The sequence below is a fragment of the Flavobacterium nitrogenifigens genome, from assembly GCF_003254565.1.
Taxonomy (GTDB): Bacteria; Bacteroidota; Bacteroidia; order Flavobacteriales; family Flavobacteriaceae; genus Flavobacterium; species Flavobacterium nitrogenifigens.
In genome coordinates, this window is sequence record NZ_QJRI01000182.1 from 169147 (window position 1) to 192134 (window position 22988).

Here is a 22988-nt window from a genome sequence, read left to right on the forward strand (position 1 = left end):
ATGGTTTCTTATTATCTAAAGATACCTAAATCTACTTTCAACGAAAAAATATTAGAATACAATGCAGTGCTTTGGTTTCCTAAATCGGTCAAAGCGTAATCAATTTGTATGCCTTTATATCTAAATCCTACACCAATATTAGGCTGAAAATTTACTTTTTCGGTATTGTCCAGCTGAGTTACATTCTGAAAATTCCCAGCGCCAGCTCGTACGAAAACCAAATCGGTATAACCAAATTCAAACCCTAGAGCTGGGTCTATACTTACAGCTTTTGAGGAGATGATATCATTGGTTTGTTCAAATCTCATATTTAAATTAGCAGAAGTTAACAAACTGCATTCATTATGAAAATCAAATCTTTTAGAAACTCCCAACTGCGCTTTTGGCAATGTTATCTCTGTACTTTCTGGCAAAGTATTGTTCTCTCCTGGAATTGCATTGGCAATTTTTTCATATTCTTCTTCATCAATATTCCAGACGTTGTAAGTTGTAGTGATGTCGCGAAGCATTAAGCCAAACTTCCAATCATTTCTTTCAAACTGAAGTCCGATATCAAATCCAAAACCCCACGAATTGGCAAATTTCCCAATTATTCTTCGAATTACTTTTGCATTTACCCCATATTGAAATCCCTCAACAGGCAGTTTTCTCGCATAAGAAAAAGTAAAACCATAATCTGCAGTAGAGAAGAGGCTGATTCTATTGTAATCAATATTTCCTTGATTATCGATTAATTGCGTAGTGTCCATAATATCGTCTACGCCAAAACGAATCATCGAAATTCCCCATGCACTTCTATCATCAATGGGACTTGCGTAGCCTATATAATCGTATTGAGCAATATTGGCAAAATAGCTAGCGTGCATTAAAGCAATTTGATGATCTTCAAGATGTGTCAAACCTGCAGGATTCCAGTAAACCGCATTTACATCATTTGAAGAAGCGGTTACGGCACTCGCCATACCTAGAGCGGCGGCATCGACCCCAATATTCATAAATTCATTCGAATATTTCCGAACGGTTTGCGCATACTGAAAAGTACAACTCCAAAGTAATAAAAACACTAAATATTTCTTCAACTGATATGTTTTTGCAGATCGAGGCCTGTTTTAAATTTTCATCAAAAATATAATATTTTACTCATCTAATAAGTTCCTTTACTTAAATATTCCCAAAGTCGTACTTAGAAATAAAAAACTCTCAAAAAAACTCGTTTTTCATCGAGTTATTATACTAAATTTGTTCTCTGCCATTATCAAAATTTTAAGCTATGAATATTAAAAAGCATATCCCAAATCTAATTACATTAATCAATCTTTTCTGCGGCTGCGTTGCAATTGTCTTTGTGTCCGAGAATAATTATCTAATGGCTTTTTACATGGTTTGTTTGGGAATCTTTTTTGATTTCTTTGATGGCTTTTTTGCCAGATTGTTTAAAGTCTCAAGTCCGCTTGGATTGCAATTAGATTCTCTAGCGGATATGGTTACAAGCGGGGTGACGCCAGGGTATGTTATGTATAGCATGTTTCTTAACAGCGGTCATGAGTTAGGAACAAATCCAGCAATTGCATTTTTAGGATTTATTATCACTCTAGGATCTTGTTACCGTTTGGCTAATTTTAATATTGATACACGTCAGACTGATTCTTTCATCGGACTGCCAACTCCTGCAAATGCTTTATTTATTTTAAGCCTTCCTTTGGTTATTTCGTTTTCAGATTCTTTGATGGTTCTTGAAATACTAACCAATCAATGGGTTTTATTGGTAATCACATTATGCAGTGCTTATATTTTAAATGCTGAAATTCCGTTGTTTGCTTTAAAAATTAAAAAATTTAGTTTTAAAGAAAATGCACTTCAAATTGTGTTTTTGATTATTTCTGTATTAATGATAGTTTTTCTTCAGTATATTGCAATTCCATTGATTATTGCTTTTTATGTATTGCTGTCGATCATTAATAATCTTTTTTTGAAAAAGTAATTCTGTTTAATGGCAAGAAAAACGACTTATCGTAAAACATATTCAAGAAAACCAGCAGGAAGATCTTTTCTGAGTAGACTTTTTCGAGGACTTTTATTGATTTTTTTCGGACTTTTATTCATTGCACTAATCTATCATTATCGCAAAGGACTTGCTTATTATCTAGGTTTTAAAACAGAAAAGGTTTTAGATGAAGACGAGGTGGATAAACATCTTTCTGATGTACGAAATATTCGCGTTCTCGAAAATCATAAAGGAAAGGTAATTGGAATTGACGTTTCTGAATTTCAAGGAAAAGTAGATTGGGAAGAAGTTGAAATTTTGGATGAAAAATATCCTGTTCAATTTGTTTTCATTCGAGCAACTGCCGGAAATGACCGTGTCGACAGGCAATTTAAAAGAAACTGGGAAGGTGCAAAAGAGAATAAAATTATGCGCGGCGCTTATCATTATTATCGTCCAAACGAAAATTCTATTGAGCAGGCTGATCTTTTTATCAAAACAGTAAAATTACAGAAAGGAGATCTTCCGCCCGTTTTAGATATCGAGAAATTGCCTAAAAATCAATCTTTAGATAGTTTGAAAAAAGGATTAAAGCGTTGGCTTGTTAAAGTTGAAAAACACTATCAAGTTCGCCCAATCATTTATTCAGGAGAAAGGTATTATTCGGATTTTTTAAAAGAAGAATTCGGAGATTATTTGTTCTGGATTGCCAATTACAATTTCTACAGAGAAAAAATTGAAGATGATTGGCTGTTTTGGCAGTTTACAGAAAAAGCTTCTCTGCCAGGAATCAAACATCGTGTTGATGTTAATATCTACAATGGCGATTTAGAACAATTGCATTTTATTACTGTAGAATAGTGTTCAGTGGTCAGATTTTAAGTGATCAGTTTCATGTTAAAAAAAATCAGTTTTTTAGTGATCAGCTTGAAACTGAATACTAAAAAACTGATTACTTCTTGCTTTTTCAGAACTGACCACTTAAAATCTGACCACTGAATACTTTTCTAGAACTCCAATTTCTTTTTACGAAGCTCGAAGTTTTGTCCAAGATAAACGCGACGAACCATTTCGTCTTCTACCAGTTCTTCTGGAACTCCAGCTTTAAGAATTCCTCCTTCAAACATTAAGTATGTTTTGTCGGTAATTGCTAGAGTTTCCTGAACGTTGTGATCGGTAATTAAGATTCCGATGTTTTTATTTTTTAATTGCGCTACAATTCGCTGAATATCTTCAACCGCAACCGGGTCAACTCCTGCAAAAGGCTCATCCAATAAAATAAATTTTGGATCGGTTGCCAATGCGCGGGCAATTTCTGTACGACGACGCTCACCTCCAGAAAGTAAATCGCCTCGGTTAGTACGAATGTGCTCTAAGCTGAATTCTTCAATTAAGCTTTCCATTTTGGCAATTTGCTCTTCTTTGGAAAGTTTAGTCAATTGCAGTACACTAAGGATATTATCCTCAATGCTAAGTTTTCTAAATACAGAAGCCTCTTGTGCCAAATAACCAATTCCTTGCTGTGCACGTTTGTACATCGGATAATCAGTAATATTTAAATCATCAAGAAAAATATTTCCTTGATTTGGTTTTACCAATCCCACAATCATATAAAAAGACGTTGTTTTTCCAGCTCCATTTGGCCCCAAAAGCCCTACAATTTCCCCTTGATTTACTTCAACAGAGATTCCTTTTACAACGCTTCGTCCTTTATAGGTTTTGATTAAATTATCGGCTCTTAGCTTCATTTGTTTAATGTGAAAATTAGATAATTTGAAAATGAGATAATTAAAAAAAAACTAAATCATAATCAATTTTATAATTTGATTTGAAAGGCAAAATAAGTGTAAAATATTCAATAGAATGAATCAATTAACAAATTATTGCGTTTTCAAAATTTAGAACTTGTATTTCAAAATAAATAATTAGCGCATTTCAAGAGAAATTATCTAATTATCAAATTGACGCATTTTCTAATTATTTGCCTTGCTCTTCCAGTGCTTCCCAGAATTCGTAAGCTCTTCTTAAATGAGGAACTACAATTGTTCCTCCAACAAGAGTAGCAATTCCCATTGCTTCCATCATTTCTTCTTTAGAAACTCCTTCTTTATAACTTGTTTCTAAATGGTATTTCACACAGTCATCACATCTTAAAACTGCTGATGCTACCAAACCTAAAAGCTCTTTTGTTTTTACATCAAGAGCGCCTTCTGCATAAGCATTGGTGTCAAGATTGAAAATTCGCTTTACAATTTTGTTGTTGTCAGCAAGCAGTTTTTCGTTCATTTTAGAACGGTAGTCATTAAATTCTTGAACTATATCAGACATTTTCTTTTAATTTATTTTTATAAACAATTTTCGAAATTAGAATACTAACCTCGTAAATAAGCAACATCGGAATTGCAACAATGGTTTGGCTCACAACATCTGGTGGCGTTACAATTGCAGCAATAATTAAAATAATTACGACGGCATATTTCCAGTACTTTCTTAAAAATTCAGGAGTTACTAATCCTAATTTTGTTAAGAAATAAATAGCAATTGGAAGTTCAAAAAAGATCGCACTTCCAAGAATACTTGTTTTAACCATTCCCATGTAAGATTCTAATGTGAACTGGTTTTTTACCACATCACTGATGGAGAATGTGGCAACGAAGTTTACCGACATCGGAATTACAACAAAATATCCAAACAATACTCCCAAGAAGAAAAGCAATGAAGAAACAAAGATGAATAATTTTGCATTTTTTCTTTCTTTCTCATAAAGTGCAGGGCTGATAAATTTCCAGATTTCCCATAAAATATAAGGGAAACTCAAGATGAAACCTGCCAAAAGACACATCCAGACAAAAATATTGACCTGGCCTTCCATTTCAGTATTTTGAATAATGAAGTTCAGTTCTGTAATACAAATGCTGTCTGCAAATCCTAATGAATGAGATAAGTCGCAAAACCAAACATACGTGAAGAATGTTGGTCTAATTGGACCTAAAATAATTTGATCAAATAAATAATCACTAATAAAATAAGTGACAATTGCCATAATAATTGTTGCAAGTGTACTTCTAACCAATAACCATCTCAATTCTTCAAGATGATCTAAAAATGACATTTCGCCAAGATTTTTCTTTGCCATTATACGATTCCTTCTTTTAAAATGTCATGTAAATGTAAAACTCCTTTATATTCTCCGTTATCCGCAACGATCAATTGTGTAATCGAAAAGTCTTCTAAAATATTTAAAGCATCGACTGCCATAGTTTCAGACGAAACTACTTTTGGATTTTTAGACATAATATCTTTTGCTGTTAAATCTGCAATAGTATCACGATCATTCAGCATTCTTCGGATGTCTCCATCCGTAATAATTCCAACAATTTTATTGTCTTCAATTACTGCTGTAACGCCTAATCTTTTTTCAGAGATTTCGAAAATTGCTTTTTTGATAGAAGTTTCCGGAGTGACTGCTGGTTTTAATGAATGCTCAATCATGTCTTTCACGCGAAGCAGTAATTTTTTTCCTAAAGCGCCTCCTGGATGATAAACCGCAAAATCTTCTGGTTTAAAATCACGCATTTCCATTAAGCAAACAGCCAAGGCATCACCCATTACAAGCTGTGCTGTTGTACTATTTGTAGGAGCTAAATTGATAGGGCAGGCTTCTGTGTCAACAGTTGTATTTAAAACTAGATCAGAGCCTTTTGCTAAAAATGAAGTTGTGTTTCCTGTAATGGCAATCAAAGTATTTCCGAATCTTTTTAATAAAGGAACAAGGACTTTAATTTCTGGACTATTTCCGCTTTTAGAAATGCAGATAATAACATCATCATTTTGTATCATTCCTAAATCGCCATGAATAGCTTCTGCTGCGTGCAAAAACATAGAAGGGGTTCCAGTTGAGTTAAAAGTAGCCACCATTTTTTGTGCAATGATCGCGCTTTTTCCAATTCCTGTAACGATCAGACGACCTTTGGATTCGTATATGCGTTGGACAGCTTCGTAAAAATTTTCGTCCAAAAAATCAATTAGTTTTGTAATTGCTTCACTTTCAGAGAGTATTGTTTTCTTGGCGATCGCCAATATATTTTCTTTTGTGATCAAAACAGAATATTTAAAATTTGTATGTATAAAAGAAAGTTGTATCTTTATGTGTTGCAAATTTATACAAAATACCATTAATATAGAGAATGAATTCAAATGAAATTGAAATACATAAAGAATTAAAGAAGTATTTCGGCTTTAGCCAATTTAAAGGCTTGCAAGAGCAAGTCATTACGAGTATTTTAGACGAGAAGAATACATTCGTAATAATGCCGACTGGTGGAGGAAAGTCTCTTTGCTATCAACTGCCAGCTTTAATTCAAGAAGGAACAGCAATTGTTGTTTCTCCTTTAATTGCTTTGATGAAAAATCAGGTTGATGCAATTCGAAGCCTTTCGTCTGAAAATGGAATTGCACATGTATTAAACTCCTCTCTAACCAAAACAGAAATTGCTCAGGTTAAAAAAGATATTACATCTGGATTGACCAAACTTTTGTATGTAGCCCCAGAATCACTAACAAAAGAAGAATATGTAGCCTTTTTACAAAGTGTGCCTATTTCTTTTGTAGCCATTGATGAGGCACACTGTATCTCAGAATGGGGACATGACTTTAGACCAGAGTATAGAAATCTTAGAAATATAATTAAGCAGCTGGGTAAAGTGCCAATTATTGGTCTTACTGCAACCGCAACACCAAAGGTTCAGGAAGATATCTTGAAAAACCTTGATATGGCCGATGCAAATACTTTTAAAGCATCGTTCAACAGACCGAACTTGTACTATGAAGTTCGTACCAAAACAAAAAATATCGAGTCGGATATTATTCGATTCATAAAACAGCATAAAGGCAAATCTGGAATTATTTACTGTTTAAGCCGTAAAAAAGTAGAATCGATTGCCGAAGTTTTGCAAGTTAACGGAATCAGTGCTGTTCCTTATCATGCAGGTTTAGATGCCAAAACGCGGGCCAAACATCAGGATATGTTTTTGATGGAAGATGTCGATGTGGTTGTAGCAACAATTGCATTCGGAATGGGAATTGATAAACCAGACGTTCGTTTTGTAATTCACCATGACATTCCAAAATCATTAGAAAGCTATTATCAAGAAACTGGTCGTGCAGGACGTGACGGCGGAGAAGGACATTGTTTGGCATATTACTCTTATAAGGATGTAGAAAAACTGGAGAAATTTATGTCTGGAAAACCGGTTGCTGAACAAGAAATTGGTTTTGCACTTTTACAGGAAGTTGTGGCTTACGCCGAAACCTCAATGTCGCGTAGAAAATTCTTGCTGCATTATTTCGGGGAAGAGTTTGACAGCGAAACAGGTGAAGGTGCTGATATGGACGACAACGTTCGTAACCCAAAACATAAAGTTGAGGCTAAAGAACAAGTAGTTAAATTGCTTGAAATTGTTCGCGATACCAAACATATTTACAAATCAAAAGAAATTGTATTTACTTTAATTGGCCGTATCAATGCGGTTATTAAAGCGCATAAAACAGACGCTCAGCCTTATTTTGGTTCTGGTTCAGACCACGATGAAAAATATTGGATGGCCTTGTTAAGACAAGTTTTGGTTTCTGGTTATTTGTCTAAAGACATTGAAACGTATGGAGTAATCAAAATTACAAAAGCTGGTTTAGATTTTATTAAAAAGCCAGTTTCGTTTATGATGTCTGAAGATCATGAATACACTGAAGCTGATGACGAAACTATTGTAACAGGAGGGAAATCTTCTGGAACTGCTGATGAAGTTTTAACAGGTATGCTTCGTGAACTTCGTAAAAAAGTAGCTAAAAAACTTGGAGTTCCTCCGTTTGTGGTTTTCCAAGATCCTTCAATCGAAGATATGGCTTTAAAATATCCAATAACAATTCAGGAATTATATAATATTCATGGTGTTGGTGAAGGAAAAGCTAAAAAATACGGAAGTGAATTTGTTGCTTTAATCAGTCGTTATGTTGAGGACAACGATATTATTCGACCAGACGATTTAGTCGTAAAATCTACAGGAGTAAATTCTGCCAACAAATTATATATTATTCAGAATATTGATAGAAAACTTCCGTTAAGTGATATCGCTTCCGCGAAAGGGCTTTCTATGGATGCATTGATTAAAGAAATGGAACAGATTGTTTATTCTGGAACTAAATTAAATATCAAATATTGGTTAGATGATATTTTAGATGATGACCAGCAGGAAGAAATTCACGATTATTTCATGGAATCTGAATCTGATAAAATCGAAGATGCCCTTAAAGAATTTGATGGTGACTACGATATTGACGAATTGCGTTTAATGCGTATAAAATTTATCAGCGAGGTAGCGAATTAAATAAAGTTTACAGTCGCAGTTTACAGTCTCAGTAAACTGCGACTTAAAATTTGTCTCAGTACAAAACTGTAAACTGTGACTGTAAACTGAAAACTACTCGTAGAGTTCTCCTCGATGCGGTTTCAAAGCATCTCTTACCTGAATCATATTTTCATCAGTTACAACCATGAAAGCTATGGCGTACATTTCGTCTATGATTTTATATCCAGTAATATTTAAAGGTAGCTTTTCAATTGCAATATATTCTTTAAGGTGTATTTCGTGATGTTCTGCTGTTTTTGCAGAAGCAGGTCCGCGGAAATCCCAGATTAGTTTTATTTTTCTTGACATTTTTTTTAAGGTGCAAAGGGTGTTAGGAACAAAGATACAAAGTCTTTCTTAAAGGTTGTATGTAGAGACGCACTGCAGTGTGTCTACGCAACGTTTACCCGTAATATGTTAGACGCACTGCAGTGCGTCTCTACGATATTCTTTGTATTGAAAATCTCCTTATATCTGTGTCAATCTGAATGCAAATTTTACAGCAGATATAAAATCTCATTTCAAAATAGTACTTTTGCATGTTCTTTTCATAGAAAGAAAAGCTAATAGAATAAAAAAGACAAAATGCCTAAAGAACTTTTACTTCAAGTTACACCCGAAATTGCCGCAAACGAATCATTGCTAAAAGACTATTTGTCTAAGCAGATTAAGGTTTCTGTTCAAGAAATTCAGCACGTTTCAATTTTAAAACGCTCTATTGATGCACGTCAGAAAGCGATTAAAATCAATTTGAAAGTTCTTATTTATTTAAAAGGCGAATCTTTTCAAGAAACTAAACTTGAACTTCCTATATATAAGGATGTGTCGAATGCACAAGAAGTTATAGTTGTTGGAGCTGGTCCAGCTGGACTTTTTGCGGCATTGCAATTAATTGAATTAGGTTTAAAACCAATTGTTTTAGAACGTGGGAAAGACGTTCGAGGCCGTCGTCGTGACTTAAAAGCGATAAACCGTGAACATATCGTAAACGAGGATTCTAATTATTGTTTTGGAGAAGGAGGAGCAGGAACCTATTCTGATGGGAAATTATATACCCGTTCTAAAAAACGTGGTGATGTAACCCGTATATTAGAACTTTTAGTCGCTTTTGGTGCTTCTGAAGATATTTTGGTTGAAGCGCATCCACACATCGGAACAAACAAGCTTCCTAAAATTATTGAAGACATCAGAAATAAAATCAGGGAATTTGGCGGTCAGGTTTTATTTGAAACTCGTGTAGCTGATATCTTGGTAAAGAATAATGAAGTTGAAGGTATCGTAACTCAAAACGGAGATAAAATTCACGCCAATAAATTAATCTTAGCAACGGGACATTCGGCTCGTGATATTTTTGAATTATTAGATAAAAAGAAAATTTTAATAGAAGCAAAACCTTTTGCTTTGGGAGTTCGTGCAGAGCATTCTCAGGAATTAATCGACAGCATTCAATACAGCTGTGATTTCCGTGGAGAACATTTGCCTCCAGCACCATATTCTATCGTAAAACAAGTTAATGGCCGCGGAATGTACTCGTTCTGTATGTGTCCAGGAGGTGTAATTGCGCCATGCGCAACTAGTCCGGGTGAAGTAGTTACAAATGGTTGGTCACCATCTAAACGTGATCAGTCAACAGCAAATTCTGGAATTGTAGTCGAATTAAAATTGGAAGATTTTAAGCCTTTTGCAAAATTTGGGGCCTTGGCTGGAATGGAATTTCAAAAAAGCATCGAACAAAAAGCTTGGCATTTGGCTGGTGAAACTCAAAAAGTTCCTGCTCAAAGAATGATAGATTTTACTAAAAGCAAAGTTTCGGCAGATATTCCGAAAACTTCTTATGTTCCAGGAACCACTTCGGTAGAATTGGGACAGGTTTTCCCAGGATTCCTAACTCAGATTATGCGTCAGGGATTTCAGGATTTTGGAAAATCAATGCGTGGTTATTTAACTAACGAAGCAATTTTGCATGCGCCTGAAAGTAGAACATCATCTCCAGTGAGAATTCCGAGAGATCCTATGACTTTAGAGCATTTGCAAATCAAAGGTTTATATCCTTGCGGAGAAGGTGCAGGTTATGCGGGCGGAATTATTTCTGCTGCTATTGATGGAGAAAAATGTGCTTTAATGATTGCGGAAGCATTGAAATAATTGGCCTCAGGTTTTTTGGTGTAGTAAAAAGATTGTTATCTTAGTGGTTTGATTGTAATAGAATTTGCCCCAAAGATGACAATACAAGAAATAGAGAAAAAATACGGATTCAATTTCCCGCTTTTATACAAACAGCTAGACGCCGACGGTATGTTGGACGTTGGAGAATATGGTCCAAATTGGTATACAGAGGTTTATCCAACCTTAAAAGATAATCCACCTTTGCTTTTGCACTCTTATGATTTTGAATCACTGAATTTGAAATCGGTTGCAGAAGAAATAGAAGAGCTCGGAGATCCAGAGGATTATCGAAATATCAACCCAGAATTTAAATTTATTCCGTTTGCCAAAAGTGGCGGTGGCGATCATTATTGTTTCTTTTTAAACGAAGAAAACAATGGCGATGTGCCAATTGTTTTTGTATGGCACGATTCCAACGAAGTCAATTATCTGGCAAAAAACCTTCAGGATTTTATCTTCAAAGTTTTGTTGATTGATATGTCAAAACAAGATGTCTACAATGAACTGACGGATGAAGAATTTAGAGATGATATAGAATCAGTTTTTAAATCACATAAAAAATATCTGACTGAGCAGCAAAATACAATTCTGTCAGCCATTTTAGAACGTGATATAATTGATTATGAAATACATGTTTCGCCAAAAATTGTGGAATCGGCGAGAGGATTACTGACGGATTTTGAATTAGAATCTATTGTCAATGAAGTAATTCCTTTTGATAAAATGAATCAGAGTTTTAAATATTCAAACGATTAATCTTTTAATGTAAAATATTTTATGGGCTTTTTCTCCAATTTATTTAATAGAAACAACGATCCGAAATCAATCATTTCTTTTGATGTTATTGATTCAATTTATAGTCATTTGCATCATGAATCGAATAGTATAGAATTTAAAGTAAAAGGAATTCATGACACGGTTACTGTAAATTTGTATTCTGTTCCTTCATCGCTAGATCACGAAGAAGGAAGGGCAGAAGTTAAAAAAGCCGGATTCAATAATGCGTATGAAGTTCTGAACGAACTTTATAAAAAACTGAATATTGGTGGCCTGTCAGAAGAAGCAATGCAGGACGATTTACAGTATGATTTTATTCATATTCAGTTTTATTCGCGACCAAGTCAGGAAATGAAAAAGCACTTTACAAGTGTGATTAATAATTTCATGATTTTCTTTTGCTGCACCAATAGTTTAGAAATAAACGATTTTAGAATGTTGTATTCTAGCAATCATTTTTCTGATTATGTAAAAGGTTTGCTAGATTCAGAATATCTTGATTTTAAGAATCCTCAAGATGAGACTCAGGAAATAGGAGTTAAAGATTTCAAAAAAGTTTTACAAGCTATATGCCAATATTTTAATGTTGAAATTCCTGCGGATATTGAGCTTCCGTCTTCAGAAAATCTGCTGCTAGATGACAAAGCAGCTGTGGGGGATTTTGAAGAATTTGTCAAATTGGTTTCGAGAAATAATATCGAGGAAGATGATGTAAAAAAATATTCAGAGAAGCTTTTTGAAAGTTTCAATGCCGAAACTAAAACGTATTATGAAACGACAGAAGATCATTTTAGTTTTTTTGACGAAATAAATACTTGGCATAGCGATTGGAAATTTGATCCAGAAGACGCAGAATATTTTATTTCTGAGATGCTTGGCGAAGATTTCAAATTTGATTATCCAGAAGAAACCTATAGTCATGATCTGTTTCCGTATATTCAATCGGAATTGGAAAAATCAAATCTCGAGCTATTGACTTATGAAACCTATGGAGACAGTTATTTGTTTTTTGTGGTAAACAAAGATGAAGTAGAAAGAATTTTAGAACTATCTGACCGAACTAAAATTGAAGTTACTCAGCTATAATTGATAGCCACGAATTCACGAATTTATTTAAAAACTTTGCGCATAGATTTTAAAAATAAAATTTGTGAATTCGTGGCGAAAAAAATTAAGGAATCAAAATAATTTTCCCTGTACTTTTTCTGCTTTCTAAGAAATCGTGTGCCAGTTTTCCTTCAGATAATTTGAAAGATGTCGGTTCTGACAATTTAATTTTCCCTTCTGTAATCCAGTTGAATAGTTGAGTTGCTCTTTTAATTCGTTCTTCTTTAGAATTTAAATAACTCCACAAATCGCCTCCCGTTAAAGTTTTAGAACCGTCCATTAGCATTCTCGGGTCTACAGGTGCTGGATCTCCGCCTGCCATGCCGAAGAAAACAACTTGTCCACATTCTTTAGTGACTTCAAAACTTTCCATTAAAGTGCTTCCGATACTGTCGTAAACAACATCGACACCGTTTGGAACCACTTTAAAAACTTGCGATTTCCAGTCTTCATTATAAAGAAAAACATGGTCTGCACCTTGTTCAAATCCGATTTTTGCTTTTTCTGCAGATGAGGTTAAACCAATAACGTTTGCTCCAAGAAGTTTACTGATTTGGGTTAGAATCTGACCAACTCCACCAGCGACCGCGTGTATTAAAACCGTTTCTCCTTTTGCCGTTTTGTGACTGTCTGTTGCAAGATAGTGAGCTGTTAAACCTTGAAGCAAAACAGAAGCCGCAGTTTCAAAAGAAATATTTTGAGATAACGGAATAATGTGATTTACATTTACGGCAACCAATTCTGCATTGGCAAATGGTGCATCGGCAAAAGCCACACGATCTCCAACTTTATATTCCGAATGATTGTTGGCATCAACCACAATTCCTGCTCCTTCATAACCAGCAATAAAAGGTGGATTTCCTTTTAAATGATAATTCCCTTTTCGACGATAAACATCAGCAAAATTTAATCCGATGGCTTTCATCTCGACTAAAATTTCGTCATTTTTTAGTTGAGGATTAGGGATTTCTATATATTCTAAAACATCTGATTTTCCAAAAGAAGAAAAGGTAAGTGCTTTCATTTTTAGTTTTTTGAGTATACAAAGAACGGAAAATATATTGGCTCCATTTTAAAGATAATCTTAAAAATAAAAAAAAGTAACAACTTGAAATCAGGTTGTTACTTTGGGTTAAATTAAACAGGCTGAGATACCTGTAGTGGTTTATTTTTTAGCTTTAGGTTTTATTTCTGTTACAATCAAACTCACAGTTGTATCTCCTAAATTTTTTGCCATATGTGTAACAGCAGGTATGTACATGGCATCTCCGGCTTTAATATCTATAATAACAGGTGCTTTGCCTTTATCGGTTATTTCAATTTTTCCATCAGCTAATGCATAGATGGTGTGGTCAGGATGATGATGCCATGGAATGGTTTCTCCAGGAGTAATCTCAACTTGCATTATTCTTACTCTTTCATTCTCAAGAAGTACTTTTTTATACGCGTTAGGCGCTGCTTTTAAAGGGTCTTGCGCATAGACATTCATACTTAATATCAAAAGTAATAGTATGAATAGAGACATTAAATTCTTTGTAATTGTTTTCATTTCATTTCTTTTTTATTGGTTAAATTTTTCCAGAATTGTTTAATTGCGTGTTCTTTTTGAGAACTTTGTCTTGGTTGTGTTTTATGAAAAAGACAAAGTTCTCTTGCAGTGCATTTTTTTAAAATTAATGCGAAGAGGCAGATTTTTCCTGATTCGAAAAATTACGGTTAGGATATTTAGCTAGAAAAATTGGATTTCATTTTGCAGATATGAGATCCTTGGGTTTAGATACTGAAGATTCCCATGTTGCCTGTTTGAATCCGTCGTTTTTTTTCGGCTTATCTTCACAGGTTTGGGAAATTGAAGTGCGATGAATAGTGTCCGTTTTTGGGACTACTAATTTACGAAAAAAAGAGATGTGGAATGTTCTAAAATTGAATTGTTAGTCTTGTTATTGGTTGTAATTTATTTATTTTTAGTTATTTGTATTTGTTTTAACCCGAATATTCATGGAATTATATTATGAAAAAACCATTAGTAAATACTTTTTATTTACTAATGGTTTTCTAATTATTTTTAGGTCGCCTTTAAAAACTTTTCAGGGTTTATATTTTAGGCAATTTCATATCATTAAAAGTGCTTTTCTGTTTAGCTAAAGCTTCGATATCTTGCCATTTTCTTGGAGAATCTGCAGACAGATTTTCGTACGAATCTTTTAGCATTAAAATATCATCTTCGATACGAACACCAATATTCCACCATTTCTTATCGCATTTGCTGTTTGCTGGAATATAAATTCCAGGTTCAACAGTAAGAATCATGTTTTCTTTTATAAGAGTCTGTGGTCCATTGTAAGTTCCTTTGTCGTGAACATCTAAACCAAGAAAGTGTGAGCATGAGTGTGGATAATATAATTTTACATCTTTCGGATCTGTAATAATTCCTAATTTAATTAAACCTTTTGCTATTACATCTTTTGCAGTTTCGTTTAATGCAACAAGAGGAGTTCCTTCTTTGCAGATTTTAAAAACAGCTTCTTGAGCATCATAAACAATTTGATAAATCGCTTTCTGTTCTTCGGTAAATTTTCCGTTTGCTGGAATTGTTCTGGTAACGTCTGCAGAATAGCCGTGATATTCAGAACCAACATCCATTAATAATAATTGATTGTCGATTTTTGTGGCATTGTTTTCCCAATAGTGCAAGATGCATCCGTTTGCTCCAGCTCCAACAATTGGCCCATAGCCTTCGCCTTCGGCTCCATAGTGTTTATGAATATAAGCGTGAATTCCATCGGCTTCGTTTTCGCTCATATCTGGACCTACAGCTTTCATGACTTCGTTGTGTGCAATACAGGATAATTTTACAGTTTTGCGCATCAGGACAAGTTCTTCAGGAGTTTTTATTTCACGAAGAGAACTGGTGATTTTATTGAATAAGTCTGTTGAAGTCTCATTTTCTTGAGTAATTCCAGCTTTAGCTTTAAATGATTTTAATAATGCATATAAATTGTCAGGATTATTGTTTTCTGCTACATCTGTTGGGAATTTATCATAAATTACTTTGTCAAATTTTGCAAAATCAATAGCAAACGCATTAAAATCTTTTCCGTTATAAACAGTTGTAAAGCCTAGTTTCGATTTTGCGCCTTCAACTCCCAAACGTCTGCCTGTCCACATTTCGTGCGCTGCATTTCTTTCTCTAACAAAAAGGACTTCATTGTATTTTTCTAATCCTTGTTCTTCTTTAAAAATTAACAATATTGCATTAGGTTCTTTATATCCTGATAAATAATACATGTCAGGATTTGCATGATAATTATAGTCGATATCTCTAGAAAAAACTCTTTCTGGATAAGAAAAAACAATGGCAACAGAATTAGCAGGCATTAAAGCTCTAAAAGCTTCGCGGCGTCCTTGGTGAAATTCTTTTGTGAGATAATCTGTCGGAAGGTTTTCTTGCGAATGAGTAAATGATGTTATCATAGCACATACAAACAAGAATAGAAATTGTTTCATTTTTTTTGGCTTTTTATTGATGTTTTTTGGTTTTTTGATCGATGCAAATTACAAAAAAATAGTGGTGCTTGTTTTATTTTAAACATTTGACCCATAAAACTTTAAATAATTTGTAGTAACTTAGAGACAAAAAATTACGGTTTAGACTAAAAATAAAACTTCGATAAACCTGTAGCTGGGCATGAATATTGAGAAAAGAATTTTTGTAAAATTATTTTAGACTTCAAAAAACAAATTATAAATCTTTAAAACCCACTTTTATGAAAAAATACACATTTGCAGTCCTTTCAGTTTTAACTTTATTATTTGCTTCATGTACGGCATCAAAATCTGCGTCTAATGCAGGCGATTTATTTGGTACAACTTGGGAGTTGGAATACATCTCAGGACCTAGAATTGCTTTTGAAGGATTATATCCGAATAAAAAACCACAACTTACTTTTGATCAAAAAGAAACAAAAGTATATGGGAATAACGGATGTAATGGTTACAGTGCATCTTATACCTTAAAAGGAAAGTCTTTGACTTTTGGACAAGAGGGGCCAACTACCATGATGTTTTGTGAAGGTGGTGGTGAACAAGTATTTCTAAAACAAATTAGACAAATTACAAGTTATTCTATTGATAAAGACGGGAAACTAAATTTAATTCAGGGCGATATCCCGGTAATGAGATTTAAAAAAGTGGCTAAACAATAGTTTTAACAATCAGAATAAGGAAAATAGGCTGTCTCTAAAGGGCAGCTTTTTTATTGGACAAAATATTTTAAAGTTTATTTGATCTGTTAAAACCCCAGCAGGGTAAAATATTTATAGAATTGTAATAAGACAAATAAATAAAAGCTTCGGAGGAGCGACATATTTTTTGCAACGTAAATATATATATATATATATATATATATCGCTCCTTTGGGGCTTTATGTTGTAAAAAACGTTTTTTTTCTATAAATATTTCGCTCCTCTGGAGCCTCCCAAAAGGATAGAAGCGGTTAATGCTCTTTATTTCTTTTTGAGTTTATCTTTAAAAACCTTTTCAAACTTTTCTAGTTTAGGCTGAATTACCATTTTGCAATACGGCTGATTTTTGTTGTTGGAATAATAGTTCTGATGATAATCTTCGGCTTTATAAAAAACTTTAAAAGGTTCCACTTTTGTTACAATCGGATTATTGTACACTTTTGCTTTGTTGAGTTCAGCAATAATGCTCTGTGCCGCTTTCTTCTGTTCTTCATTTTTATAGAAGATAACAGAACGATATTGCGTTCCGACATCTGCTCCCTGACGATTTAAAGTTGTCGGATCGTGAACGGTAAAAAAGACTTTGAAAATTTCGTTTATATCGGTTACATTTTTGTCGTAAGTAATCTGAACCACTTCGGCGTGACCAGTTTCTCCGGTGCAAACTTCTTCGTAAGTCGGATTTGCAACTTTTCCGCCAGAAAATCCAGAAACAACAGATTTTACTCCGTCCAGATTTTCGTAAACGGCTTCAACACACCAATAACAGCCTCCGCCTAGTGTAATAGTTTCTAGGTTCGCTTTTTTGTTTTGGGAAATGCCATTTAGCGAAAGCGCAAAAAGACATATTAAAAGTATATTTTTCATTTGTAGCTTATTTATTATCAGGAACAAAATCAAGAGCAATCGAATTCATGCAGTAACGTTTTCCTGTAGGAGCAGGGCCATCATCAAATATGTGTCCTAAATGTCCTCCGCAGCGCCCGCATAGCGTTTCTGTTCTTTCCATTCCAATCGAATTATCTTCTTTAAACACAATGCTTTTTTTATTCTCTTGTTCAAAAAAGCTTGGCCATCCGCAACTGCTTGAAAATTTTGCTGTAGATCTAAAAAGCAAGTTGCCACAAGAAGCGCAGTAATACGTTCCCTTTTCGTCAGTATTCCAATATTTTCCTGTAAAAGGCCTTTCGGTGTCGGCTTCGCGCATTACAGCATAAACATCTTCGGGTAAAACCTTTTTCCATTCGGCATTGCTTACATTTAGTTTTGTAGTGTCGGTATTTGAATAATAAGGATTTCCGGGCTTGCTGATTTTATTTTCTATAACAGCTGTTTTTGCGGGTTGTTTTTTTGTGTTTTGTCCGCAAGCTTGTAAAATAAAAAGCGGCAGTAAAAAGCAAAGACTGAAAATTACATTTTTAGATTTCATAAGTTCTTGGGTGCGTTAATCTGTATATCAAAGATACGCTGAGAATTAGCTTTAAAATACAGTGAGCATTATTATTGAGATTTTTTTAAGTGTGTTTTAACTTTTTATTAGTTACGTAAAATAAGGCAATGTAGTTTTTATGTCTTAATTTTAACTGCTTTTAAAATTTAGAATAAATTATAGTGTTGTAAATCAATGAAATAGAAATAAGGTCAAAAGCTTAACTTTTCTCAAACGGAATTAGCATTTTTAAGCCATTTCTTTTTTCGTATTTTTGTTTGCTTAAGAAGCCTTATGATAGAAGAAAACGTAATACTGGTTAATCAGAACGATGAACAGATTGGCTTGATGCCAAAATTAGAAGCACATGAAAAAGCGCTTTTGCACCGTGCCTTTTCGGTTTTTATTTTAAATAGTAGAAACGAAATTATGCTGCAACAGCGTGCTCATCATAAATACCATTCTCCGTTGCTTTGGACAAACACTTGCTGCAGTCATCAGAGAGAAGGAGAAACAAATATTGAAGCGGGAAGCCGAAGATTGTTTGAAGAAATGGGTTTTAAAGCTGAACTGAAAGAGTTGTTTCATTTTATCTACAAAGCTCCTTTTGATAATGGTTTAACCGAGCATGAGTTGGATCATGTTATGATTGGTTATTATAATGAAGAACCAAACATAAACCCAGACGAAGTAGAAGACTGGAAATGGATGAGTATTGAAGATGTTAAAGCAGATATTGAGAAACAGCCCGAAATTTATACCGTATGGTTTAAGATAATTTTTGATGAATTTGATCATTATCTCGAAGACCATAAATTATAGCCAAACTAACCAAAAACATAAATGAGAGTAACCATATCAAGAAAAGCACATTTTAATGCTGCACATCGACTTTATCGAAAGGATTGGTCATTTGAAAAAAACGATGCTGTTTTTGGAAAATGCAATAATCCTAACTTTCATGGTCATAATTATGGTTTAACAGTAAGTGTTACAGGAAAAATTGACCCCGAAACTGGTTTTGTCCTCGATGTGAAAGTATTAGCGGATATTATACGAGAAGAAGTAGAAATTCCGTTTGATCACAAAAATCTCAATTTGGATGTTCCAGAATTTGTAGATTTGAATCCGACCGCAGAAAATATTGCTGTTGTGATATGGAATAAAATTAGACAACGAATTCATGCCGACTTTGATCTTGAAGTCGTACTGAACGAAACGGAACGAAATTTTGTAACTTATAAAGGAGAATAAAAAATGTCATTAAAAATAGGAGATATAGTTCCGAATTTTACTGCGAAAGACAACAATGGTGAACTTTTTGAAAGCCAAAGCGTTTTAGGAAGAAAGCCGCTGGTGATTTATTTTTATCCAAAAGATAATACGCCAGGATGTACTACCGAAGCTTGCAGTTTTCGGGATCAATACGAAGATTTTAAAGATTTGGGAGCTGAGGTAATTGGTATTAGCAGCGATAGTGTAAAATCACATCATAAATTTGCAGCTAAACATAAATTACCTTTTATTTTGCTTTCAGATCAGGATAAAAGATTAAGAAAGCTTTTTGGTGTCCGTAATATTTTATTTGGACTTCTTCCGGGACGCATTACCTATATAATTGATAAAAATGGGCTGGTGATTTCGATATTTGATAGCGCAAATGCAGCTAAACATATACCGAAAGCGTTAGAAGCTATACAGGAATTAGTATCATAGAATACCAAAATAGTATCAGAATAGAATTAATTAAACAAATATATTAGCCTAAAAAACATGAGTCAAAATTTATACCCTTTGCAATTTGAACCGATTTTGAAAGAAAGAATCTGGGGAGGAGAAAAATTAAAAACAATTTTAAACAAACCAATTGTTTCTAAAATTACTGGCGAAAGCTGGGAGTTATCTACGGTACAAGGAGATGTAAGTGTGGTTGCAAATGGAGTTTTAAAAGGAAAATCTTTAATGGATTTAATCGATGAAACGCCAGACGCTATTTTAGGAACTAAAGTTTATGAAAGATTTGGAAAACAATTTCCATTGCTTTTTAAATACCTAGATGCAAGAGAAGATCTTTCTATTCAAGTGCATCCAAACGATAAATTGGCAAAAGAGCGTCACAATTCATTCGGAAAAACAGAAATGTGGTACGTAATGCAAGCCGATGCTGATGCTAGAATTATTGTTGGTTTTAAAGAAGATTCTAGTAAAGAAGAATATTTAAAGCATTTACACGATAATACTTTGGTTTCTATTTTGGATGATGTGAAAGCAAAATCAGGAGATGTTTTCTTCTTAGAAACTGGAACTGTTCATGCAATTGGAGCAGGATTGGTAGTTGCAGAAATTCAACAAACATCTGATATTACATATAGATTATACGATTTTGATCGTGTAGATGCGCAAGGAAACAAAAGAGAATTGCACGTAGATCTTGCATTGGATGCAATTAACTACAATAAAGTAGATACGCAGAAAAAATACGAGTCTAAAGTTAATACTTCAAATACTGTTGTAGACTGTCCTTATTTCACAACCAATTTCCTTCCGTTAGAAAATAAATTGGAAGTTGTTAAAAATGGAGAAACATTTACAGTGTATATGTGTATCGATGGTGATTTTGAAATTGAATACGACGGATTCAAACAGACTTACAAAAAAGGAGATACTGTTTTGGTTCCAGCTGCAATAAATGCATTTAATTTGAGCGGAAAAGCTTCAATTTTAGAAATTTACATTTCTTAGCATTAAATTTAAAGATAATATGTACTTTTGCAGACGCAAATTAAAATAAAAAGAAAAATGGCAAACGTTAAGAATTTAAAGAAAGACATCAACTTTGTATTAGGTGATATTATTGAGGCGGTTTACTTGTTTGAGATGTCAACAACAGGAAGTCCAACTCCAGAAACGAATGCTTTGGTTGATGAAGCTATTGCTGCATTCGATACTTTGATTACAAAAGTGAACGCTAAAAACGTTGAAAATAAAAAAGCGCATTTCAAACAAATTAATGTTGAATTAGAACAAGCTGCTAATCAATTGATTGAAAAAATCAACGCACTATAAGCAAAAAAAAGCGTAAAAAAGTGCAAAAATATTTTGGGAAATTGAAAAACCGCTTTATATTTGCACCCGTAATGAGGCCGATGTAGCTCAGCTGGCTAGAGCAGCTGATTTGTAATCAGCAGGTCGTGGGTTCGAGTCCCTCTATCGGCTCAAAAAACGGAAACCATCACAGAAATGTGGTGGTTTTTTTAATTATAGAGAGAGGTGTGAAATTTTTTTTGGAATATTAAAAAACATTTATATCTTTGCACTCGCAAAATAGGCCGATGTAGCTCAGCTGGCTAGAGCAGCTGATTTGTAATCAGCAGGTCGTGGGTTCGAGTCCCTCTATCGGCTCAAAAACCATCACAGAAATGTGGTGGTTTTTTTTTGTTCCAAAAAAGAAATAAACTCCAATATAAAAACTCCAAATCCCAATTCTTAACGAAATTGGAATTCGGAATTTGAATTTTAGGATTTAATTAATTTATCTACCCAGTGTTTGGTGTGCAGCTGTAAATTGTCCTGAAGACATTGCGGCCAAAATTGAAAGTTCGCCAGCTAAGCATACCGCAATTGCAATTTCAGCAAATTTGCCACTTTTTCCAGCTCCGTAGCAGTCCAGAAGCTCAAGACATTCTCTTTGCGTTGGGAATGAAGTTCCGCCGCCGACTGTTCCTACAATGAGATTAGACATTGTAATGGCAAAATAAATGTCGTTGTCTTCGGTGATTTCCATTCGTGTCACAGCAACTGAAGCTTCACCTGTACAGGCAACATCTTGCCCGCAAGCAATGAATAAAGCCGCAAGTCCATTAGAGGGATGCATTCCGCCGCCCACTACACCTGCTTTTTTTGCGCCAGAAACGCATATTCTCCATTGTTCGTGCAATAATGCCGGAGTTGTTTTTAAAACCGATTTAATGACCTCTTTTTTCAATACGATTTCAGCAGTAACTTTTTTTCCGCGAACTCTGGTGTTTAAGGGGCTTATTTTTTTATCGCCAGAAAAATTACCTTCAATAGTCCAGAAAACGGGTTTTATTGGGCAGTTTTCTAGAATATATTGGCATATTCTATCCGAACAAATTGTTACCATATTTTGTCCAGAAGCACCGCCCGAAGTAAATTCAAATCTTAAGATCAGAATGTTCCCTTCGATATTAATGCCAATGTCATTTAAGATGGCATAATTGCTGGTTTCTCTAGTAAGTGTTGAAAAGGTTTCGGTGTGGTCTAAAACCCATGAGACGAATTTGCCTAATTCGATAACGTTTTTGAATTTAAAGGTTGGGGTTCTCTGCACGCCTTCCTGAAGTGTAACGATAGTTATAGCGTCAGATTCTCTACAGGCTTTTGCGCCTCTGTTGTAAGAAGCAAGCAATGCGCCTTCGGTAGTAGCAAGGGGAACGTAGAATGGACCTTGGGCAAGACTTCCGTTTATCACTAGCGGACCAATAATTCCGGTTGAATTTGGCTCATTCCGATGTAATTTTCGATGTTGCCTTTGAGGCTTTCGTTGTTGGTGAATACTTTTTCTCCAGAAAGAAAATCTAGGTCTAAGTTTAATTGGCTACGAATAAAATTCAGACGTAACTTTTGACCATTTAAGGTATAAGGGTCTTGGTCTGGAATTTTTTCTGCTTGAGAATGTTTTGGATTATAAGATTCTAATTTGTGAAAAACAGAAGAATCTATATAATCATACTTAGGTCGACTGATGTTGCTGATTAAATTTTCCATAAATGTAGTTTTTTAGTTTAAAGCTAAGTTATTACAAATCAGGCTTGTATCTGTGTATATTCTGACAATTTAACTTTTAATTATTTAAT

General features: G+C 34.2%; 25 protein-coding genes and 2 tRNA genes. 14 read left to right on the forward strand and 13 right to left on the reverse strand.

All coding sequences use genetic code 11. The features are described from left to right. Positions 1 to 11: 11 nt before the first annotated feature. Positions 12 to 1079, reverse strand: coding sequence for a putative type IX sorting system protein PorV2 (locus tag DM397_RS22420; RefSeq protein ID WP_239457901.1), 1068 nt, complete (start codon positions 1077 to 1079; stop codon positions 12 to 14). Positions 1080 to 1270: 191 nt separating this feature from the next. Between DM397_RS22420 and DM397_RS22425 the strand changes: the two genes are divergently transcribed. Together DM397_RS22425 and DM397_RS22430 are read left to right on the forward strand one after the other, a co-directional pair. Beyond that, positions 1271 to 1981: a CDP-alcohol phosphatidyltransferase family protein gene (locus tag DM397_RS22425; RefSeq protein WP_111379885.1), complete on the forward strand. Its 711-nt coding sequence runs from the start codon at positions 1271 to 1273 to the stop codon at positions 1979 to 1981. Positions 1982 to 1990: 9 nt separating this feature from the next. Then, positions 1991 to 2845 (forward strand): glycoside hydrolase family 25 protein, encoded by an 855-nt coding sequence (locus DM397_RS22430; RefSeq protein WP_111379887.1) that lies wholly within the window; start codon positions 1991 to 1993, stop codon positions 2843 to 2845. Between the two features lie 146 nt (positions 2846 to 2991). Here DM397_RS22430 and lptB read toward each other — a convergent pair whose 3' ends face one another. The 4 genes from lptB to DM397_RS22450 form a co-directional block, all read right to left on the reverse strand. Further along, on the reverse strand, positions 2992 to 3732 hold the full coding sequence (lptB, locus tag DM397_RS22435; protein WP_111379889.1) for an LPS export ABC transporter ATP-binding protein: 741 nt from the start codon (positions 3730 to 3732) through the stop codon (positions 2992 to 2994). 229 nt (positions 3733 to 3961) lie between these two features. Further along, positions 3962 to 4312 carry a carboxymuconolactone decarboxylase family protein gene (locus DM397_RS22440; protein WP_111379891.1) on the reverse strand — a complete coding sequence of 117 codons (351 nt, stop codon included), beginning with the start codon at positions 4310 to 4312 and terminating at the stop codon, positions 3962 to 3964. Continuing rightward, on the reverse strand, positions 4305 to 5120 hold the full coding sequence (gene tatC, locus DM397_RS22445) for a twin-arginine translocase subunit TatC (RefSeq protein ID WP_111379892.1): 816 nt from the start codon (positions 5118 to 5120) through the stop codon (positions 4305 to 4307). The genes DM397_RS22440 and tatC overlap by 8 nt, the downstream gene beginning before the upstream one ends. After that, complete coding sequence (locus tag DM397_RS22450; RefSeq protein ID WP_162615510.1) at positions 5120 to 6085, reverse strand: KpsF/GutQ family sugar-phosphate isomerase; 966 nt, start codon at positions 6083 to 6085, stop codon at positions 5120 to 5122. The genes tatC and DM397_RS22450 overlap by 1 nt, the downstream gene beginning before the upstream one ends. 86 nt (positions 6086 to 6171) lie before the next feature. On the opposite strand from DM397_RS22450, the gene recQ reads away from it, so the two are divergent. After that, positions 6172 to 8367: a DNA helicase RecQ gene (gene recQ / locus DM397_RS22455; protein ID WP_111379893.1), complete on the forward strand. Its 2196-nt coding sequence runs from the start codon at positions 6172 to 6174 to the stop codon at positions 8365 to 8367. Between the two features lie 93 nt (positions 8368 to 8460). Here the strand turns inward: recQ and DM397_RS22460 are convergent, their stop codons facing one another. Further along, the gene (locus DM397_RS22460) at positions 8461 to 8697 is read right to left on the reverse strand and encodes a hypothetical protein (protein ID WP_111379894.1); all 237 of its coding nucleotides are present in this window, start codon (positions 8695 to 8697) and stop codon (positions 8461 to 8463) included. Between the two features lie 276 nt (positions 8698 to 8973). On the opposite strand from DM397_RS22460, the gene DM397_RS22465 reads away from it, so the two are divergent. From DM397_RS22465 to DM397_RS22475, 3 genes are all read left to right on the forward strand, one after another. Continuing rightward, positions 8974 to 10533 (forward strand): NAD(P)/FAD-dependent oxidoreductase, encoded by a 1560-nt coding sequence (locus DM397_RS22465; RefSeq protein WP_111379896.1) that lies wholly within the window; start codon positions 8974 to 8976, stop codon positions 10531 to 10533. A gap of 75 nt (positions 10534 to 10608) precedes the next feature. Further along, positions 10609 to 11310, forward strand: coding sequence for an SMI1/KNR4 family protein (locus DM397_RS22470; protein ID WP_111379898.1), 702 nt, complete (start codon positions 10609 to 10611; stop codon positions 11308 to 11310). A gap of 21 nt (positions 11311 to 11331) precedes the next feature. Beyond that, a complete protein-coding gene (locus DM397_RS22475; RefSeq protein WP_111379900.1) occupies positions 11332 to 12417 on the forward strand; it encodes a DUF6630 family protein in 1086 nt (361 codons plus the stop codon). Between the two features lie 85 nt (positions 12418 to 12502). On the opposite strand, the gene DM397_RS22480 is transcribed toward DM397_RS22475, so the two are convergent. From DM397_RS22480 to DM397_RS22490, 3 genes are all read right to left on the reverse strand, one after another. After that, complete coding sequence (locus tag DM397_RS22480) at positions 12503 to 13462, reverse strand: quinone oxidoreductase family protein (RefSeq protein ID WP_111379902.1); 960 nt, start codon at positions 13460 to 13462, stop codon at positions 12503 to 12505. A 141-nt stretch (positions 13463 to 13603) separates the two neighbouring features. Next, entirely contained in the window at positions 13604 to 13987 is a 384-nt protein-coding gene (locus DM397_RS22485; protein ID WP_111379904.1) for a cupin domain-containing protein, read from the reverse strand. A gap of 545 nt (positions 13988 to 14532) precedes the next feature. Continuing rightward, positions 14533 to 15945 carry an aminopeptidase P N-terminal domain-containing protein gene (locus DM397_RS22490; protein ID WP_111379906.1) on the reverse strand — a complete coding sequence of 471 codons (1413 nt, stop codon included), beginning with the start codon at positions 15943 to 15945 and terminating at the stop codon, positions 14533 to 14535. A gap of 260 nt (positions 15946 to 16205) precedes the next feature. Here DM397_RS22490 and DM397_RS22495 point away from each other — a divergent pair, with 260 nt between their 5' ends. Then, entirely contained in the window at positions 16206 to 16643 is a 438-nt protein-coding gene (locus DM397_RS22495; RefSeq protein WP_111379907.1) for an META domain-containing protein, read from the forward strand. A gap of 300 nt (positions 16644 to 16943) precedes the next feature. On the opposite strand, the gene msrA is transcribed toward DM397_RS22495, so the two are convergent. Continuing rightward, complete coding sequence (gene msrA, locus DM397_RS22500) at positions 16944 to 17549, reverse strand: peptide-methionine (S)-S-oxide reductase MsrA (protein WP_185957092.1); 606 nt, start codon at positions 17547 to 17549, stop codon at positions 16944 to 16946. Between the two features lie 7 nt (positions 17550 to 17556). Further along, a complete protein-coding gene (gene msrB, locus DM397_RS22505) occupies positions 17557 to 18111 on the reverse strand; it encodes a peptide-methionine (R)-S-oxide reductase MsrB (protein WP_111379909.1) in 555 nt (184 codons plus the stop codon). 294 nt (positions 18112 to 18405) lie between these two features. Here msrB and idi point away from each other — a divergent pair, with 294 nt between their 5' ends. The 7 genes from idi to DM397_RS22540 all read left to right on the forward strand — a co-directional run bounded on the left by idi (position 18406) and on the right by DM397_RS22540 (position 21513). Then, a complete protein-coding gene (gene idi, locus DM397_RS22510) occupies positions 18406 to 18933 on the forward strand; it encodes an isopentenyl-diphosphate Delta-isomerase (protein ID WP_111379911.1) in 528 nt (175 codons plus the stop codon). Positions 18934 to 18954: 21 nt separating this feature from the next. Next, positions 18955 to 19365: a 6-carboxytetrahydropterin synthase gene (locus DM397_RS22515; protein WP_111379913.1), complete on the forward strand. Its 411-nt coding sequence runs from the start codon at positions 18955 to 18957 to the stop codon at positions 19363 to 19365. Positions 19366 to 19368: 3 nt separating this feature from the next. Next, positions 19369 to 19827, forward strand: a complete 459-nt coding sequence (locus DM397_RS22520; RefSeq protein WP_111379915.1) for a peroxiredoxin — start codon at positions 19369 to 19371, stop codon at positions 19825 to 19827. Between the two features lie 57 nt (positions 19828 to 19884). Beyond that, entirely contained in the window at positions 19885 to 20853 is a 969-nt protein-coding gene (locus DM397_RS22525) for a type I phosphomannose isomerase catalytic subunit (protein ID WP_111379917.1), read from the forward strand. A gap of 57 nt (positions 20854 to 20910) precedes the next feature. Continuing rightward, positions 20911 to 21177: a hypothetical protein gene (locus DM397_RS22530; RefSeq protein ID WP_111379919.1), complete on the forward strand. Its 267-nt coding sequence runs from the start codon at positions 20911 to 20913 to the stop codon at positions 21175 to 21177. Positions 21178 to 21253: 76 nt separating this feature from the next. Next, positions 21254 to 21327, forward strand: a tRNA-Thr gene (locus tag DM397_RS22535). A gap of 112 nt (positions 21328 to 21439) precedes the next feature. Beyond that, a tRNA-Thr gene (locus DM397_RS22540) sits at positions 21440 to 21513 on the forward strand. A 130-nt stretch (positions 21514 to 21643) separates the two neighbouring features. Here DM397_RS22540 and DM397_RS22545 read toward each other — a convergent pair. Next, positions 21644 to 22603 (reverse strand): hydroxymethylglutaryl-CoA reductase, encoded by a 960-nt coding sequence (locus DM397_RS22545; RefSeq protein WP_162615511.1) that lies wholly within the window; start codon positions 22601 to 22603, stop codon positions 21644 to 21646. Further along, positions 22603 to 22899, reverse strand: a complete 297-nt coding sequence (locus DM397_RS23840; RefSeq protein ID WP_162615512.1) for a hypothetical protein — start codon at positions 22897 to 22899, stop codon at positions 22603 to 22605. The genes DM397_RS22545 and DM397_RS23840 overlap by 1 nt, the downstream gene beginning before the upstream one ends. Positions 22900 to 22988: the final 89 nt, after the last annotated feature.